At 67.6% G+C, this 14,599-nt stretch carries 14 protein-coding genes; 8 read left to right on the forward strand and 6 right to left on the reverse strand.

Annotated elements, in window-relative coordinates; genetic code table 11:
• Positions 1-17: 17 nt before the first annotated feature.
• Positions 18-1,052 (forward strand): aminoglycoside phosphotransferase, encoded by a 1,035-nt coding sequence (locus ACIA58_RS29025; RefSeq protein WP_396406969.1) that lies wholly within the window; start codon positions 18-20, stop codon positions 1,050-1,052.
• On the opposite strand, the gene ACIA58_RS29030 is transcribed toward ACIA58_RS29025, so the two are convergent.
• The 6 genes from ACIA58_RS29030 to ACIA58_RS29055 all read right to left on the reverse strand — a co-directional run bounded on the left by ACIA58_RS29030 (position 1,033) and on the right by ACIA58_RS29055 (position 8,099).
• Positions 1,033-2,937: a hypothetical protein gene (locus ACIA58_RS29030; protein WP_396406970.1), complete on the reverse strand. Its 1,905-nt coding sequence runs from the start codon at positions 2,935-2,937 to the stop codon at positions 1,033-1,035. The two genes, ACIA58_RS29025 and ACIA58_RS29030, sit on opposite strands and share 20 nt — an antisense overlap.
• Positions 2,934-3,953: a glycosidase gene (locus tag ACIA58_RS29035; RefSeq protein WP_396406971.1), complete on the reverse strand. Its 1,020-nt coding sequence runs from the start codon at positions 3,951-3,953 to the stop codon at positions 2,934-2,936. Before ACIA58_RS29035 ends, ACIA58_RS29030 begins: the two co-directional genes overlap by 4 nt.
• Before the next feature lie 71 nt (positions 3,954-4,024).
• A complete protein-coding gene (locus ACIA58_RS29040; protein WP_396406972.1) occupies positions 4,025-4,843 on the reverse strand; it encodes a carbohydrate ABC transporter permease in 819 nt (272 codons plus the stop codon).
• On the reverse strand, positions 4,843-5,739 hold the full coding sequence (locus tag ACIA58_RS29045; RefSeq protein WP_396406973.1) for a carbohydrate ABC transporter permease: 897 nt from the start codon (positions 5,737-5,739) through the stop codon (positions 4,843-4,845). Before ACIA58_RS29045 ends, ACIA58_RS29040 begins: the two co-directional genes overlap by 1 nt.
• Entirely contained in the window at positions 5,736-7,025 is a 1,290-nt protein-coding gene (locus tag ACIA58_RS29050; protein WP_396406974.1) for an extracellular solute-binding protein, read from the reverse strand. The genes ACIA58_RS29045 and ACIA58_RS29050 overlap by 4 nt, the downstream gene beginning before the upstream one ends.
• Before the next feature lie 57 nt (positions 7,026-7,082).
• Positions 7,083-8,099 (reverse strand): LacI family DNA-binding transcriptional regulator, encoded by a 1,017-nt coding sequence (locus ACIA58_RS29055; RefSeq protein WP_396406975.1) that lies wholly within the window; start codon positions 8,097-8,099, stop codon positions 7,083-7,085.
• Between the two features lie 168 nt (positions 8,100-8,267).
• Between ACIA58_RS29055 and ACIA58_RS29060 the strand changes: the two genes are divergently transcribed.
• The 7 genes from ACIA58_RS29060 to ACIA58_RS29090 all read left to right on the forward strand — a co-directional run bounded on the left by ACIA58_RS29060 (position 8,268) and on the right by ACIA58_RS29090 (position 14,597).
• The gene (locus ACIA58_RS29060) at positions 8,268-9,062 is read left to right on the forward strand and encodes an NAD(P)H-binding protein (RefSeq protein ID WP_396406976.1); all 795 of its coding nucleotides are present in this window, start codon (positions 8,268-8,270) and stop codon (positions 9,060-9,062) included.
• The gene (locus ACIA58_RS29065; RefSeq protein ID WP_396406977.1) at positions 9,059-9,976 is read left to right on the forward strand and encodes a haloalkane dehalogenase; all 918 of its coding nucleotides are present in this window, start codon (positions 9,059-9,061) and stop codon (positions 9,974-9,976) included. Before ACIA58_RS29060 ends, ACIA58_RS29065 begins: the two co-directional genes overlap by 4 nt.
• A 44-nt stretch (positions 9,977-10,020) precedes the next feature.
• On the forward strand, positions 10,021-10,512 hold the full coding sequence (locus tag ACIA58_RS29070) for a MarR family transcriptional regulator (protein WP_396406978.1): 492 nt from the start codon (positions 10,021-10,023) through the stop codon (positions 10,510-10,512).
• A 208-nt stretch (positions 10,513-10,720) separates the two neighbouring features.
• Entirely contained in the window at positions 10,721-11,533 is an 813-nt protein-coding gene (locus ACIA58_RS29075; RefSeq protein WP_396406979.1) for an endo alpha-1,4 polygalactosaminidase, read from the forward strand.
• Between the two features lie 30 nt (positions 11,534-11,563).
• Positions 11,564-12,856 carry an ABC transporter substrate-binding protein gene (locus ACIA58_RS29080; protein WP_396406980.1) on the forward strand — a complete coding sequence of 431 codons (1,293 nt, stop codon included), beginning with the start codon at positions 11,564-11,566 and terminating at the stop codon, positions 12,854-12,856.
• The gene (locus tag ACIA58_RS29085) at positions 12,856-13,782 is read left to right on the forward strand and encodes a carbohydrate ABC transporter permease (protein ID WP_396406981.1); all 927 of its coding nucleotides are present in this window, start codon (positions 12,856-12,858) and stop codon (positions 13,780-13,782) included. The genes ACIA58_RS29080 and ACIA58_RS29085 overlap by 1 nt, the downstream gene beginning before the upstream one ends.
• Positions 13,779-14,597, forward strand: coding sequence for a carbohydrate ABC transporter permease (locus ACIA58_RS29090; protein ID WP_396406982.1), 819 nt, complete (start codon positions 13,779-13,781; stop codon positions 14,595-14,597). The genes ACIA58_RS29085 and ACIA58_RS29090 overlap by 4 nt, the downstream gene beginning before the upstream one ends.
• Positions 14,598-14,599 lie beyond the last annotated feature (2 nt).

Raw genomic sequence — 14,599 nt, forward strand, 5'->3', positions numbered from 1 at the left:
TGTCAGCATTACTTCTCATGACCGGTCACCCGGAAGTCGGTACGGCGACTCTGCGCCACAACCCGCTCAACGCGGTGACGGCGACCGTGGAGCGCATCACGTACGCCGACGGCCGCACCGCCGTACGCAAGCAGCTCCAGAGTCCACGGGACTCCACCGGTCCGTGGGCCGCGTCCACCGACCCGCGGCACTGGAACTACTGGCGCCGAGAGCTCGAGGTGTACCAGGACGACGAACTCCGCGGCCGGCTCGCCGACGCCGGGCTCGTGCTGCCCGAGGCCGAGGTCGAGGAGTGGCCGGACGGCGCCGTACTGATGATGGAAGACATCGGCGGGACCTCAGGAACTCAGTTCAGCCTGGCCGAGCACGCGGCGCTCACGCGGGCCTTCGGCCGCTGGCAGGCACAGCCGGCCTCCGTTCGGCCGTGGACGTCGACGGGCTTCCTGCGCGACTACTCGACGACCCGCGAGGTGCCCTGGCAGTTGCTGAGCGACGATGCCGCCTGGCAGCAGCCACTCATCCGCGAGACCTGGCCGGGCGAACTCCGGGCAGCCTGGACCCGACTCATGGTTGAACGCGACGCCCTGCTCGATCTCGTCGCGAGTCTCCCCCGCGCCACCTGCCACCTGGACTTCTGGGTCTCGAACGTGGTCCAGCGGCCGAGCGGCGAACTCGCGCTCTTCGACTGGGCGTTCACCGGCGACGGTGCACTCGGCGAGGACATCGGCAACTACATCCCGGACGCGGTCTTCGACCTGTTCTGGCCGGCCTCGCGTCTTCCCGAGCTCGCCGAGACGTGCATCGCCAACTATCTCGACGGCCTGCGCGAGGCCGGCAGGCGAGGCAACCCGGACGAGGTGCGCCTGGCGGTGATGGCGTCCGGAGTGAAGTACGCCTGGCTCCTACCCGGTCTGCTCGGCCGCGCCGCCGACCCCGCCCACAACGCCTATCACCGCCAGGTCGACAGCCGGCACCTGTTCCACCAACGCGGGCAGGCGCTCATGTTCGTGGCGGACTGGTGCGCCGAGGCCCTCAGCCGAGCACGACGGTAAACCCACCAGGTACGACGAGCGTGCGCGAAGCGTGGCCCCGAGCAACTAGTTTGCCCGTCGCATCATAGGTGTAGGAGTGCCTGCCCGGAACACTCACCACACGAGCGTGATCGTCCACACTCGCCAGCAATGTGCTGGCTCCGATGCGCAGACTGCTGACCGTCGGAAGAAGGAGTACAGCGTCCAGCTGAGCAGTGCCCGTGGACGTGACGGTGAGGGTGGTCGCGCCGGCCGGGAGCGGGTTGGCGAGTGTCAGAGGCCGGAGCGCACCGGGCGCGGCGGAGATACCTTGCGGTCCGCAGACGTGGGTGAGGGTGCCTAGCGCTCGGGTGCCGGTGGTCCAGGTGGTGCGAGCCGGGGTCGGCGTGTCGATGAGGTTGACGACCGGGAGGACCAGCCGCTGCTGCGATGACGCCGGCACGGTCCAGGCCGCCGTACCGTCGAGGGAAAGGTAGGAGCCGTTGCTCCATTGGGATTCCCCGGTCCACGCCGATGGTGGCGTGACGACCTGACCGCCGGTGGCGGACTCCGCCTCGATGATCTGCAGGCCGTCGTACGACGGCGTGCCTGTGAGGCGGGCGACGTCTCGGTGGGCGTCGAGGGCGAGCATCGACAGCTGACCGTGGATCGAGGACTCTGCACCGGAGTTGCGGTTGATCACCCCATCGCCGGAGATCCCGTCGTAGGTTCGGCCGGTCGCGGCGTCGTACATCGGCTCACCGGCCCGGTTGGCGCCGAAGTACCAGGCGGCGACGAAGGCAGCGACCTGCTTCAGGCCGGGAAGCCCAACGGCGAGGAGGCCTTGCAGCCGGGCGTCGACGCCGTACGCGATCTGAGTGCGGTCGATCGGCGTCGGGAGCCAGCCGTTGTCCGGACCGCCGGCCGTCATCAGGAGCGGGGTGAAGCCCGCGGTGTCGCCGATCGCCGGGGCCAGCAGCTTGGGTACGCCGAGAGCCTTCGACGCGGCCGCGAGTCCGGAAGGCATCTGCGCGCCCCACGCGTGCCAGTCCGAGATCGACTCGCCCCACGGCATCAACGCACGGAACGGCCACTCGCGCCTCGAACCGGCCGCCATCTCCCCCATGCCCTCAGCAAAGCGGGCCAGCGTCCGCCGCGCCGCAGCTGAGCCGCCCGCCGCGACGTAGGCTGAGAGTCCAAGCACGGCTTCGCTTGTGGCGTCCGCACCGTTGACGATCAGCCAGGCGGGCAGCCGGCGCCCGTCGACCACGTTGTACTGCCCGTAGCGGACCAGGACCTGACGATCGAGCGCCGAGATCGCACGCTCGAGCCGGTCGCGAAGGAACGCCGCAAAGGCGCGGTCGGTACGGCGGAAGACGGCGTACCCCTCCCCCAGCGCCCAGACCGTGCGAGCCAGCCAGTACGACGGGCCGGAGTCGGACGGATCCGGAAGTTCAACGGGATCGGCGCTCGGGTTCAGTGTGCCGTCGGGCTGCATCCAGAGGACGACGTTGCCGTTGGGCGACTGGAGGAAGGTGAGACTGCGAAGCAGCCCGCGGGCGGCGTCCAATGAAGCCGCGGAGTGGAACAGCTTCCAGTGCCGCAGGTAGACCACCGCGGCCCGGGCAATGTCGTCGGCGTTGAAAGCACCTTGCCCATAGGTGTTCGTCGCAGCGTCGTAGGCACCCCCGCCGATGCGTTTGTACGAGCCGTCCGGCTGCCGGTCGGCGTACGTCCACAGCACGCCGACCGGTCCGCTCCCGAAGGTGGTGTGGCCCGCTGCGGCCGGCGGGGTCACCGAGGTGCGGAGGAAGTCGAGGTGCGCGAGGTTGGAGAGTCGGCCGGCCGCCGACGCGGGGAGGGCGACGGTTGACGCGGCGGCTACTGCAAGGGCTCCGCCGATGACGGTGCGGCGGGTCGGGTTCATGGCAGCCGGTCCAATCTGGCCACGCCGATCGCGGCGTCGGCCATGCCGTAGAAGACGTACTGGTTGCCGTCCACCTGCTCGATCGCCGTCGGGAAGACGACATTGCCGACCGTGCCGATCTTCTCCTCGTCGGTCTCGGGCACCATGAGGGGTTCGGTGGTCCGGGCGATGACGCGGGTCACGTCCTCGGGGTCGAGGATGAGCGCGCCCGCGGCGTAGCAGACCTTCTGGGTGGTGGGATCGAAGCCTTCCGGCTGCTCGCCGGTGACGCCGTGGTGGATGACGAGCCAGCCCTCGGGGATCCGCAGCGGCGCCGGGCCGGCCCCGATCTTCAGCTCCTCGAACGGGTACTCCGACATCGCGACCAGCCGGTGGTTGCGCAGATGGACAAGGTTCCGCACGTCGGTCTCGACCGCGGCCACGGGCACGAACGACACCCAGATCCCCGGCCGGTCGTCGGTCACGCCGGCCGGCAGGTGCACGCCTTCGCCCTCGCGAAACCAGCCGAGATCCCACATCGGACGATGGAGCATCGCGTACGACGGCGCGCCGTCCGGACCGGGCACCGGCTCGGGGAAGAACACCGTGTCCTTGTTGGGGAACAGGTTGAGGTCGGTGTCGAGGTCAGGCTGGTACTCGAAGTGCAGCGGGCCGAGCCGGCGCCACTCGCGGAGATCCTCCGAAACCGCGAGCGCAGGCTTCGGGCCGAGCGGGCCGTACGCGACGTACGTCATCACATGCAGGCCCAAGGACGGGACGAAGGTGACGCGGGGATCCTCCACGCCGGCGTTGTTCTTGCCGCGCTCCCAGCCCTCGTCCGGTGCGAGTACGACGCCCTCGCGCTCGACCCCGACCGGTACGCCGTCCTTCACTTCGACCCGGGCCAGGCCGACCCGCGAGATGTTGCCGGTGGCAACCAGACGGGGAAGCAGGTACAGCGCTCCGTCCGGGGTGTGACCGGTCGCCGGGTTCAGCACCCCTTCGGCCTCGAGTTCGTTGCCCGGCTCGGCGGTCATGAGTACACCGACACGGGTCAGGGTATAGGGAACAGTCACGAGAAGCCCTTCAGGAATTAGCGCAGCAAGAGTTAGCCTTTGACGCCGGATGACAGGTTCGTCGAGATGAACCGGCGCTGGAAGATGATGAACAAGGTGACCGCCGGCGCCGCGAGTACACACGCTCCGGCCAGCACCGCGCCGAACGGGTTCGCCGCCCGCGCCGACACCGTGGTCAGGTAGTTCGACAGCGAGACCGCCAACGGCTGCAGGTCCTGCTGCTTGGTGATCAGGAACGGCCAGAGGAACTCGTTCCACGGCCCGATGAACGTCAGCAGCACACCGGTCAGCAGCGCCGGCCGGACCAGCGGTACGGCGACCCGCCACAGGATGCTCAACTCCGACGCCCCGTCGATCCGGGCCGCGTCGAACAGCTCGGCCGGCAACTGCAGGAAGTACTGCCGGAACACGAACACCGCGGTCGAGTTGATCAGGAACGGCAGGATCATCCCGAGGTACGAGTCCGCGAGCCCGTAACTGCGCACGATCAGCACGTACAGCGGGATCGTCAGCAACTGGAACGGCACGACCTGGATCAGCAGCATCAGGTTGAACACCAGCGCGCGCCCACGGAACTGCAACCGCGCCAGCGCATAGCCCGCGAGCACGCCGAAGACCAGCGTTCCGAGGATCACGCCGCCGGTGAAGATGCCGGAGTTGATCAACGACCGGCCGAGGTGGATCGCCTTGTTGATCTCGCCGTAGTTGTGCAACGTCAGGTTGCCCGGTGACGGGAACGCCCCGGCGACGGACGGATCCGGTTCGCTCTGCAGCGAGCCGATCAGCATGTAGTAGAAGGGAAAGAGGAACACGAAGGCGCCGACGAGCAGCGCGACGAACTTGACCTTCATCAGTCCTCCTCCCTCCCCACGAACCGCCGCTCGATCAGCGCGAGCAGCAGTACGCCGATCACCAGCAGCACCCCGATCGCCGATCCCACGTCCGGGTTCCCCTGCTCGATGCCGCGCTGGTACATGATCAGGACCGGCGATGCGGATGCTCCGTCCGGTCCACCGCCTCCGGTCAACAGGTACGGCTCGGTGAACAGGTTCGCTCCGGTCACCGTGGCGACCAGCACGACCAAGGTGGTCGCGGGCCGAACGCCCGGCACAGTGACGTTGAGGAACGACTTCCAGCGGCCGGCGCCGTCCATCGATGCCGCTTCGTACAGGTCCTTGGACACATTCTGCAGCGCGGCGAGGTAGAGCAGGATGAAGAAGCCGAGCTGTTTCCACGTGACGTAGATGGCGACCGTTGGCATCGCGAGCCTGGAGTTGACCAGCCACGACGGATCCGGGGCGAGCGGCCCCAGGACCGAGTTGACCAGGCCGTTGGAGTTGAAGAGGAACAGCCAGACCCCGACGACCGCGACGCTGGCGGTGACGTACGGGACGTAGTACGAGACGCGGAAGAACGTGCGCCAGCGGATCGCGGCGTTCAGGGCGTTGGCCAGTCCCAGTGACAGTACGACCGTGAGCGGGACGTTGATCACCAGGAAGATCAGCACGTTGCCGAACGCGCGCCGGATCGCCGGGTCCGACAGCACCGTCACGTAGTTGTCGAACCCTACGAACGGCCGCTCCACGATCGCGCCCGGCGCCGCGAAGAAGTAGTCGTGGAACGACATGTACACGGCGAACCCGAGCGGATACGCGAACACCGCGAACAGGAACACGACGTACGGCGTGACGAACGCGGTTCCGGCCGGATGATCACCGAGGATCCGGCCGAGGAACCCCCGCCTCATGACTGCTTGGCGAGTTGATCGATCTTCTGCGCGGCGCCGTCCAGGGCCGAACCGACGTCCTGCTGGCCGAAGATCACCGACTTCGAGTAGGCGTCGCGGAAGGTCTGCCAGATCGCGATCGAGTTCGGCACGTTCGGCACCTCGACCGTGCGCGACGCCTGGTCGGCGAAGACCTTGTAGTCCGGGTTCTTCGCGAAGTAGTCGGCGTACGTCGTCGCCACGTCCTTGCGCAGCGGCATCTGCCCGGTCCCGGCCAGGAACTTGCCGTCCTGGTCCTTGCTGGTGGCGAACTTCAGCACGTCCCACGCCGTCCCGCGGTTCTTGCACGCGGAGTACATCGCGACGTTCTTCGCATCACTGAAGGTGTGGATCTCGTTGGCCGCCTTGCCGGACGAGGTCGGCACCGGTACGACGCCCCAGTCGACCTTGCCCTTGTACGTCGCGATCGCCCACGGACCCACGACCGCCATCGCGGACGTCCCGTCGACGAACGCGTCACCGGTGTACTTCTCCGGCGAGGCCAGCTTGTCCTGGTACATGGTCCGCCAGAAGCCGGCGACCTTCTTGCCCTCGTCGGAGGCGAACGTCGACTTGCCATCGGCAACCAACTGCTTGCCGCCGGTCTCGGCCGCGTACAGCGGGTAGAAGTCGAACCAGGACTGGTAGAACTCGTTGCTCGGCGCCGGGTAGATGGCGAACTTCGCGGCCTTCGAGCTGACCACCTTGCGCGACGTCGCGAGGAACTCGTCGTACGTCTTCAGCGGCGGGTTGGTGGTGTCGATGCCGGCCTTCGCGAACGCCTTCTTGTTGTAGAAGATCATCACCGGGTTCGACTTCCAGGGCAGCTGGTAGTACTTCCCGTCGGCGGACTTGTACTGCTGCGCGACGTCGCCCGACCGGTCCTCGATGTACGACTTGCCGTCGCTGAAGCTGTCGAGCGGCACCAGACCGCCCTGCTTCTGGAACTGCGAGACCGAGGCCGGCGAGGTGTTGAAGATCAGGCACGGCGCGTTGCCGGCCGTGATCGCGGCGCCGATGACCTCCTCGGAGCTCTTCCCGGTCGGGATCTCCTGGGCGGTGATCTTCTGGTCCGCGTGCTCGGCGTTCCAGGCCGCGACCATCTGCTTGCCCCAGGCCACTTCCTCGGCGTTGTTCGAGTACCAGATCGTGATCGGTCCGCGCGCCTTGGCCGCGGCGTCGGCGTCACCGGAGCCGCCGCCACTGTCGCCGCACGCGACGAGCGAGCCGGCCAGGACGACGGCCAGCAGTCCAGCTTGCAACTTCATGATTCCTCCAGGGGCAACGCAGGGACTACGCGGGGGGACATTGCGGGGGCCGCGGGACTACGCCGGGGGCGCGGTGGAGCCGCGGACGACGAGCCGGGCGGGCGGGAGCTCGGTGTCGGGTACGTCGGCCGCACCGTCGACGAGCTGGTTGAGGGTCAGGGCCGCCGCCTCGCCGAAGGCGAACGGGTCGGCGCGGACGGTGGTCAGGCCGGGATGGACGTACTCGGCGAGCTCACTGTCGTCGAAGCCGGCGATGCTCAGGTCGTCGGGCACGGTCAGCCCGGCGGCCTGGGCGGCGCCGAGACCGGCGATCGCCATCCGGTCGTTGGCAAAGAAGATCGCGGTCGGCGGCTTCGGGAGCTCGAGCAGCCGACGGGTGGCCTCGATCCCGCCCGCGGCGGTGAAGTCGCCGGTCTCGGTCAGCGGCTCCAGGCCGGCAGCCGCCAGGGTCTCGACGAAGGCAGTGGTCCGGGCGGTCGCGTGCACGAAGGCGGGCGGGCCGGCGACCTGGGCGATCCGGGTGTGCCCGAGCTCGAGTAGATGCTGCACCACTGCGCTCGTCCCCGGGCGGTCGTCCAGGGTGACGGCCGGGAACGGCGACGTACCGTCCGGCCGGTTCAGAGTGACTGCGGGCAGGCCCAGCTCGACCAGCAGGTCGATGCGGGGATCGTCATGACGGAGGTCGGACAGGAACACCCCGTCGACCCGCCCGTCCCGCGCGAGCCGGCGGTAGCCATCCTCCTCGGACTCGCCGGCCGTGACGACCTGCAGGACCAGCGCCTGGCCCCGGGTGGACAGGACGCTCTCGACACCTGCGATGAACGCCGGGAAGAACGGGTCGGACGTCAGCACGGCCGGGTCCCGGGTGATCACCAGGCCGAGCGCGAACGCCTTGGAGACCGACAGCGAACGGGCCCGGTTGCTCGGCCTCCAGCCGAGATCGTCGGCCGCGGCGAGGATTTTGTCCACCGTCGCCTGCGCCAGCCCGGGCCGCCCATTGAGCGCGAACGACACCGACCCCTTGGACACACCGGCCCGCCGAGCCACATCCGCAATCGTCGGTCGCTTACTCATCCGAAAACACCTCAAGAGACGTTATTTAACCGGTTTAAACGATCACTAAACCGGTTAAAACCACATCCGTCAAGACCCTGAGGCGGCATCAGGACAGAGGTCAGGTTTGACATATCGTACGAAATTCATACGATATGAATGTCATACAAACCTCAGAGGGAGCTGCTCATGATCGTGGTCACTGGAGCGACCGGGACTGTCGGTCGTCCGCTGGTGAAGTTGCTGGAGGACCAAGGCGTTGCCGTCCAGGCCGTCTCCAGGTCTGCGCCGGACTTGGAGGGCGCCGAAGCCCTGTTCGTGCATCCGCGGGCCGTCGGTGAGAACGCGTCGAAGTTGCTCGCGCTCGCGGCCGAGAAGGGGGTGCGGCGAGTGGTGGCCTTGTCGGCGATCAACGTCGACGACGACCCCGCGCACCAGCCGTCGCGATTCAACGGTGATCGCAACAAAGAGGTGGAGGACGCCGTCACCACGGCTGGACTGCCCTGGGTGGCGGTGCGCGCCAGCACGTTCGCCACGAACACGATCGGCATGTTCGGCGCCCAGGCGCGCGCCGGCGACGTCGTTCGAGCCCCTTATGCGAACTTCGCCGAGTCGCCGATCCACGAGTCGGATCTGGCCGCGGTGATCGCGCACGCACTGACCCACGCCGACCTCGATGGTCAGCGGATCCCGGTGACCGGTCCGCAGTCGCTGACCCACCAGGAGTTGGTCACCATCATCGGTGAGGTGATCGGCCGCCCCCTGCGGTTCGAGGAGGTCCCACCGCAAATCGCAGCTCGCGGACTGGCCGCGAACGGACTGCCGGAAGGATTCGTCGACGCACTGATGGCCAGGTACGCACGAGACGCCGGAAAGCCCGCCCCGGTCACCGACCAGGTGGAGCGCGTCCTCGGCCGACCGGCTCGCACCTTCGCCCAGTGGGTCGCGGACCACGCCGACAGCTTCCGGGCGGTGGCATCGTGACGATCGAGGTTCGCCGTACTCCGGACGCCAGGTTCGACGGACTCCGCGACTACCCGTTCGAACCGCACTACGTGGACATCGATGCCGGCGATGGCTCCGGCCTGCGTGTGCACTACGTCGACGAACAGCCTGATCCGGCCGCCGCGTCCGGCGAGACCGTACTGCTCCTGCACGGCGAGCCGACCTGGAGCTACCTGTACCGCCACGTCATCCCACCGCTGGTCGCTGCCGGACACCGCTGCATCGCCCCTGATCTCGTCGGTTTCGGCAAGTCCGACAAGCCGGCCGACCGATTCGACTACACGTACCAGTCCCATCTCGACTGGCTCCGCCAGGTCGTCTTCGACAGGCTCGAGCTGTCCGACGTCACCATGGTTTGCCACGACTGGGGCGGCCTGCTGGGCCTGCGTTTGCTCGCCGAACACCCGGACAGGTTCCGCCGCGTCGTCGCGACGAGCACCTCGATGCCGACCGGGGACCGCGAGCCAAGCGCTCTGCTGTCCATCTGGCTGCAACTGAGCCAGCGATCGAACCCGTTCGTGGCCAGCCAGGTCGTCGACCGAGGTACCGTCACCGAGCTCGATCCCGCTGTCCGGGCGGCGTACGACGCTCCGTTCCCGGACGAGAGCTACCTGCAGGGTGCCCGGCAGTTCCCGCTGCTCATCCCGCTCACGCCGTACGACGACGCGACCGTGCCGAATCGCAAGGCGTGGTCCGTGCTGCGGACCTTGTCCATCCCTTTCCTGTACGTGCATGCCGACCACGACTTCGGGGTCGGCGAGGGCAGGGCGACGCTGGGCGAAGCGATTCCTGGGGCCCAGGAGGCGATCCTCGAGAACGCCGGTCATTTCGGCATCGAGGACCGCAGTGCCGAGTTCGCCGCCGTGGTCGCGGAGTTCGTCGGCGCGGAGTGAGTACCATGTTGTGCGGGAACCGTACGACACGAGGAGCAGATCATATGAGTCCCGCATCTTCGGGCGAACCGGCGCGACGCGGCCGCCGGTTCGCCAACGAGATCAAGGACTCGCTGCGCGAACTGAGCAATCAGTTGTCACTGCTCAACCACCAGGTCAGCGGGCACCTCGAGCTGAAGGACGTCGACCTGGACTGCCTGGAGCTCATCACCCGGCACGGGCCGGTCAGCCCGAGCGCCCTCGCCCGGCGGGCCGGACTTCATCCCGCGACGATGACCGGCGTTCTCGACCGCCTGCAGAAGAGCGGCTGGATCGTCCGCGAACGCGACCCGGAGGCGACCGATCGGCGCGCGGTGACGGTCCGCGCCCTGCGCGACCGCAACGCGGAGGTCTTCCAGCTCTACTCGGGGATGAACAGCACGATGGACGAGCTCCTCGCCGACTACTCCGAGGCCGAGCTGAAGCTCCTCGTCGAGTTCCTGCAGCGCACGACCAGCGCCGGCCGCACCGCCACCGAGGCGCTCGGCAGCGCCTGACGGCATGCGCAGTGCCGCTTTATCCGGCGGCATTCGCGCACTTGTTTGCAGCTTTCCCTTGACCGCACGGTGCCTTCGTCGCTTAACTTGATCGGCAGTGACGCACCCAGCCGGTACCAGGCCGAGGGCCTGAAGTCCGGTTTTCCGGCGCCAGGGTTCAGGTGAGGCCCGAGGCGGGGTCGCGTCCCCGGGACCGATGGAGCAAATCGTGTCCAGACTCTCTCGCCGCCTCCTCGCCGGAGTCGCGGCCATGTTGACGCCGGCCCTCGCAGTCACCGCAACCGTCCTCACCCGCACCTCCGCCGACGCGGCCGTCACCCTGCCGCCGACGCACGCCAAGTTCGACTACCAGATCGGCGGGGCCTACACGCCGCCCGCCGGCGTCAAGGTGGTCACCCGCGACCGGACCGCCGCACCGGCGGCGGGGCTCTACAACATCTGCTACGTCAACGCCTTCCAGGTTCAGCCCGGCGAAAAAGGACAGTGGGACTCCGACCTGCTGCTCCGCGACGCCAAGGGCAGGCTCGTGATCGACGAGGACTGGGGCGAACCGCTGCTCGACTTCCGTACGGCGGACAAGCGGAGCCGGATCGCGTCCAAGGTCAACGGCTGGATCGACGGCTGCGCGGCCAAGGGGTACCAGGCGATCGAGCCGGACAACTACGACAGCTATACCCGCTCGAAGAAGCTCCTCACCGCGGCCAATGCGAAGGCATACCTGACGCTGCTCGCCACCCACGCGCACGCCGAGAACCTGGCCATCGCGCAGAAGAACACGGTCGAGCTCGCCGGGGACCGGCAGGCAGTCGGCCTGGACTTCGCCGTCGCCGAGGAGTGCGGCCAGTACGACGAGTGCGGCGACTACGTCGATGCCTTCGGCAACAACGTGATCGTGATCGAGTACACCAACAGCGGCCGCTCCACGGCCTGCTCGCAGTACGGCGGGACGCTGACGATCGTGCAGCGCGACGTGGACGTCTCCGTCCCCGGCGACCCCGGCTACGTCCGCAAGACCTGCTGAATCCCTTCCTCCATCGCTCTGGAGACCCTCATGCCTGCTCGAAACCTGTCCCGCCGCGACGTCCTGAGGGCCGCGGCCGCCGCGACCCTGGCCGGCTCCCTTGCCGCCTGCGGTAAGAACGACGACGAAGGGGCCGATGCGAACGGTGTCGTGACGCTCGACCTCTGGCACGGTCAGGTCGACACCGGCAAGGCCGCGATCGATGCCTTGATCACCGAGTTCAACAAGAGTCATCCGAAGATCAAGGTGGTCGGCGGCGGTGGCGGCGTCACCGCGGACAGCATGCTGCAGAAGGTCACCGCCGGTCTGGCGGCGGGGTCCTACCCGGACATCGCGTACATCTTCGGGTCGGACCTCGCCAGCCTGACCAAGAGCCCGAAGGTCGCCGACCTGACCGGCGCGCTGAAGATCGACGACTACTGGCCGGCCGCCAAGGACGCGGTCAGCGTGAAAGGCAAGGTCCGAGCCGCGCCGGCGCTGCTCGATTCGCTCTGCGTGGTCTACAACAAGAAACTGTTCGCCGCGGCCGGCCTGCCGGCGCCGAAGACCGGCTGGACCTGGGACGACTTCACCGCGATGTCGAAGCAGCTGACCAACCCGGCCAAGGGCGTCTTCGGCACCGGCTGGCCGGGCGTCGGCGACGAGGACACGGTCTGGCGGATCTGGCCGATGATCTGGGACCTCGGCGGTGACGTCGTCAGCGGCGACGGCAAGAAGGTCGGCTTCGACGCGGTCGGCGCACAGGCCCTTGGCACGCTGGACCGGCTGCGGACCGACAAGTCGCTGTACGTCGACCCGAAGCCGGGCAGCGAGCAGCTCTACCAGGTCTTCCTCGCCGGCCGGATGGGAATGGTTGCCACCGGCCCCTGGCAGCTCCCCGAGCTGAACGACGCCGGCCTCGAGTACGGCGTCGTACCGCTGCCGTCGTACTCCGGGAAGGCCGTGACGATCTCGGGTCCGGACACCTGGACGGTCTTCGACAACGGCAAGGCGAAGGTGAAGGCGGCCACCGAGTTCGTCGCCTGGCTGGCCGAGCCGGCGCAGGACATCCAGTGGGACATGAAGGGCGGCAGCCTGCCGATCACGAAGGCGACCGCGGACCTTCCGGCGTGGAAGAAGCACTCGACCGAGACGAACGGTCTGGACGTGTTCGTCAAGGCACTCGACACGGCGAAAGTGCGGCCGACGATCACGGCGTACCCGCAGATCTCGCAGCACCTCGGCGAGGCGATCTCCGCCGTACTGCTCGGGAAGCAGAGTCCTGGCGATGCGTTGAAGCAGGCCGTTGACCAGTGCAACCAGGTGCTGGCGGTGCCGAACTGATGGCCAGTGTGGTCGGTACGTTCACGGTCGACCCGCGCAGCCGGGCGGCCGCGAAACGGCGGGCCCGGACCGAAGGGGCGACCGGCTGGGCGTTCGTCAGTCCGTCGGTGGTGATCATCCTCGGGCTCAGCGTCGTACCGGTGTTGTGGTCGTTGCTGTTGTCGTTCCAGATCAACGACCTGGTGTCGCCTTCGGAGTGGGTCGGACTCGCGAACTACAAGGCGTTGCTGAAGGATCCGGCGTTCGGGTCGGCGGTCTCGCACACCCTGATCTACACGGTTCTCTATGTGCCGTTGAGCGTGGTCGCGGGGTTGGCGATCGCGATCGCGCTGGATCGGAAGATCGCGTTCATCGGGCTGTACCGGACGTTGGTGTTCGTGCCGTTCGTGGTGTCGGCGGCGGCGCAGGGCGTGCTGTTCTCGTTCGTACTCGACCCGGAGTTCGGCGTCGCGAACTCGGTGCTGCACAAGGTCGGGTTGCCGGCGCAGGGGTTCTTCAGCGATCCGGGTCAGGCGCTGTACCTCCTGGTCGCGATCTCGTTGTGGAGTGGGACCGGGTTCTGCGTCATCGTCTACCTGGCCGGTCTGCAAGGGGTTTCGAGCGATCTGGTCGAAGCGGCGCGGATCGACGGCGCCGGGCGTTGGGGCGTACTGCGGCATGTGACGCTGCCGGCGTTGACGCCCGTGTCGATCTTCCTGTTGCTGTTCCAGACCATCAATGCGTTGCAGGTGTTCGACCTGGTCTTCGTGACGACGAAGGGCGGGCCGCTCGGATCGACGACGGTGATCGTGTACTTCATCTGGGAGAAGGCGTTCAAGACGTTCACGGCCGGGTACAGCGCGGCCGCGGCGTACACCTTGGCGGTCGCGCTGCTGGTGGTCGGTGTGATCCTGCAGGTGTACCGGCGGAGGGTGGCTGCTCGATGAAGCGATTGCCCTTCTCTGCCTGGCATTTCGTACTGGCGCCGTTGGCGTTGCTGTTCGCGTTGCCGTTGGTGTGGTTGCTGGTGAGCTCGGTGATGAGCAACGCCGAGATCAACCGGTTCCCGCCGGCGCTGTGGCCGCACGGGATCAAGCTGGACGGGTACAGGTACGTGCTCGGCAACGCGTTGTTCCCGCGGTGGTTCCTGAACTCGTTCATCGTCTCGGCTGTGGCGGTGACGGCGAACCTGGTGCTCGGCACGCTCGGCGGGTACGCGTTCGCGCGGATCCGGTTCGCCGGGTCGAAGATCGTGCTCGGGCTGATGCTGGCGACGATGGTGATCCCGTTCCAGCTGACGATGATCCCGACCTTCCTGGTGATGAAGGAGCTCGGGCTGATCGACACGCTCGGCGCGCTGATCGTGCCGTCGCTGGTGACGCCGCTGTCGGTGTTCCTGTTCCGGCAGTTCTTCGTCTCGCTGCCGCGCGAGCTCGAGGAGGCGGCGTGGATCGACGGCTGCGGACGGCTGCGGATCCTGATCTCGATCGTGCTGCCGTTGGCCCGGCCGGCATTGAGCACGGTCGCCGTACTGACGTTCCTCGCGACCTGGAACGACCTGACCTGGCCGTTGATCGCGATCAACACCGACTCGACGTACACGCTCCAGCTCGGACTGACCACCTTCCAGGGCCAGCACCACACCCAGTGGTCCGCGGTGATGGCCGGCAACGTCATCACCGTACTGCCCGTCCTGCTGGGCTTTCTCCTTGCCCAGAAGGCGTTCATCCGCTCGCTGGCTTCCACCGGACTCAAGGGCTGAGC

It is taken from the genome of Kribbella sp. NPDC051586, assembly GCF_044453965.1.
Lineage (GTDB): Bacteria > Actinomycetota > Actinomycetes > Propionibacteriales > Kribbellaceae > Kribbella.

What these genes read in the sequence shown, in the direction of transcription:
- ACIA58_RS29025 (WP_396406969.1), top strand. Translation starts at nt 18, where the DNA reads ATGACCGGTCACCCGGAAGTCGGTACGGCGACTCTGCGCCACAACCCG.
- ACIA58_RS29030 (WP_396406970.1), bottom strand. Translation starts at nt 2,937, where the DNA reads ATGAACCCGACCCGCCGCACCGTCATCGGCGGAGCCCTTGCAGTAGCC.
- ACIA58_RS29035 (WP_396406971.1), bottom strand. Translation starts at nt 3,953, where the DNA reads ATGACCGCCGAGCCGGGCAACGAACTCGAGGCCGAAGGGGTGCTGAAC.
- ACIA58_RS29040 (WP_396406972.1), bottom strand. Translation starts at nt 4,843, where the DNA reads ATGAAGGTCAAGTTCGTCGCGCTGCTCGTCGGCGCCTTCGTGTTCCTC.
- ACIA58_RS29045 (WP_396406973.1), bottom strand. Translation starts at nt 5,739, where the DNA reads ATGAGGCGGGGGTTCCTCGGCCGGATCCTCGGTGATCATCCGGCCGGA.
- ACIA58_RS29050 (WP_396406974.1), bottom strand. Translation starts at nt 7,025, where the DNA reads ATGAAGTTGCAAGCTGGACTGCTGGCCGTCGTCCTGGCCGGCTCGCTC.
- ACIA58_RS29055 (WP_396406975.1), bottom strand. Translation starts at nt 8,099, where the DNA reads ATGAGTAAGCGACCGACGATTGCGGATGTGGCTCGGCGGGCCGGTGTG.
- ACIA58_RS29060 (WP_396406976.1), top strand. Translation starts at nt 8,268, where the DNA reads ATGATCGTGGTCACTGGAGCGACCGGGACTGTCGGTCGTCCGCTGGTG.
- ACIA58_RS29070 (WP_396406978.1), top strand. Translation starts at nt 10,021, where the DNA reads ATGAGTCCCGCATCTTCGGGCGAACCGGCGCGACGCGGCCGCCGGTTC.
- ACIA58_RS29080 (WP_396406980.1), top strand. Translation starts at nt 11,564, where the DNA reads ATGCCTGCTCGAAACCTGTCCCGCCGCGACGTCCTGAGGGCCGCGGCC.
- ACIA58_RS29085 (WP_396406981.1), top strand. Translation starts at nt 12,856, where the DNA reads ATGGCCAGTGTGGTCGGTACGTTCACGGTCGACCCGCGCAGCCGGGCG.
- ACIA58_RS29090 (WP_396406982.1), top strand. Translation starts at nt 13,779, where the DNA reads ATGAAGCGATTGCCCTTCTCTGCCTGGCATTTCGTACTGGCGCCGTTG.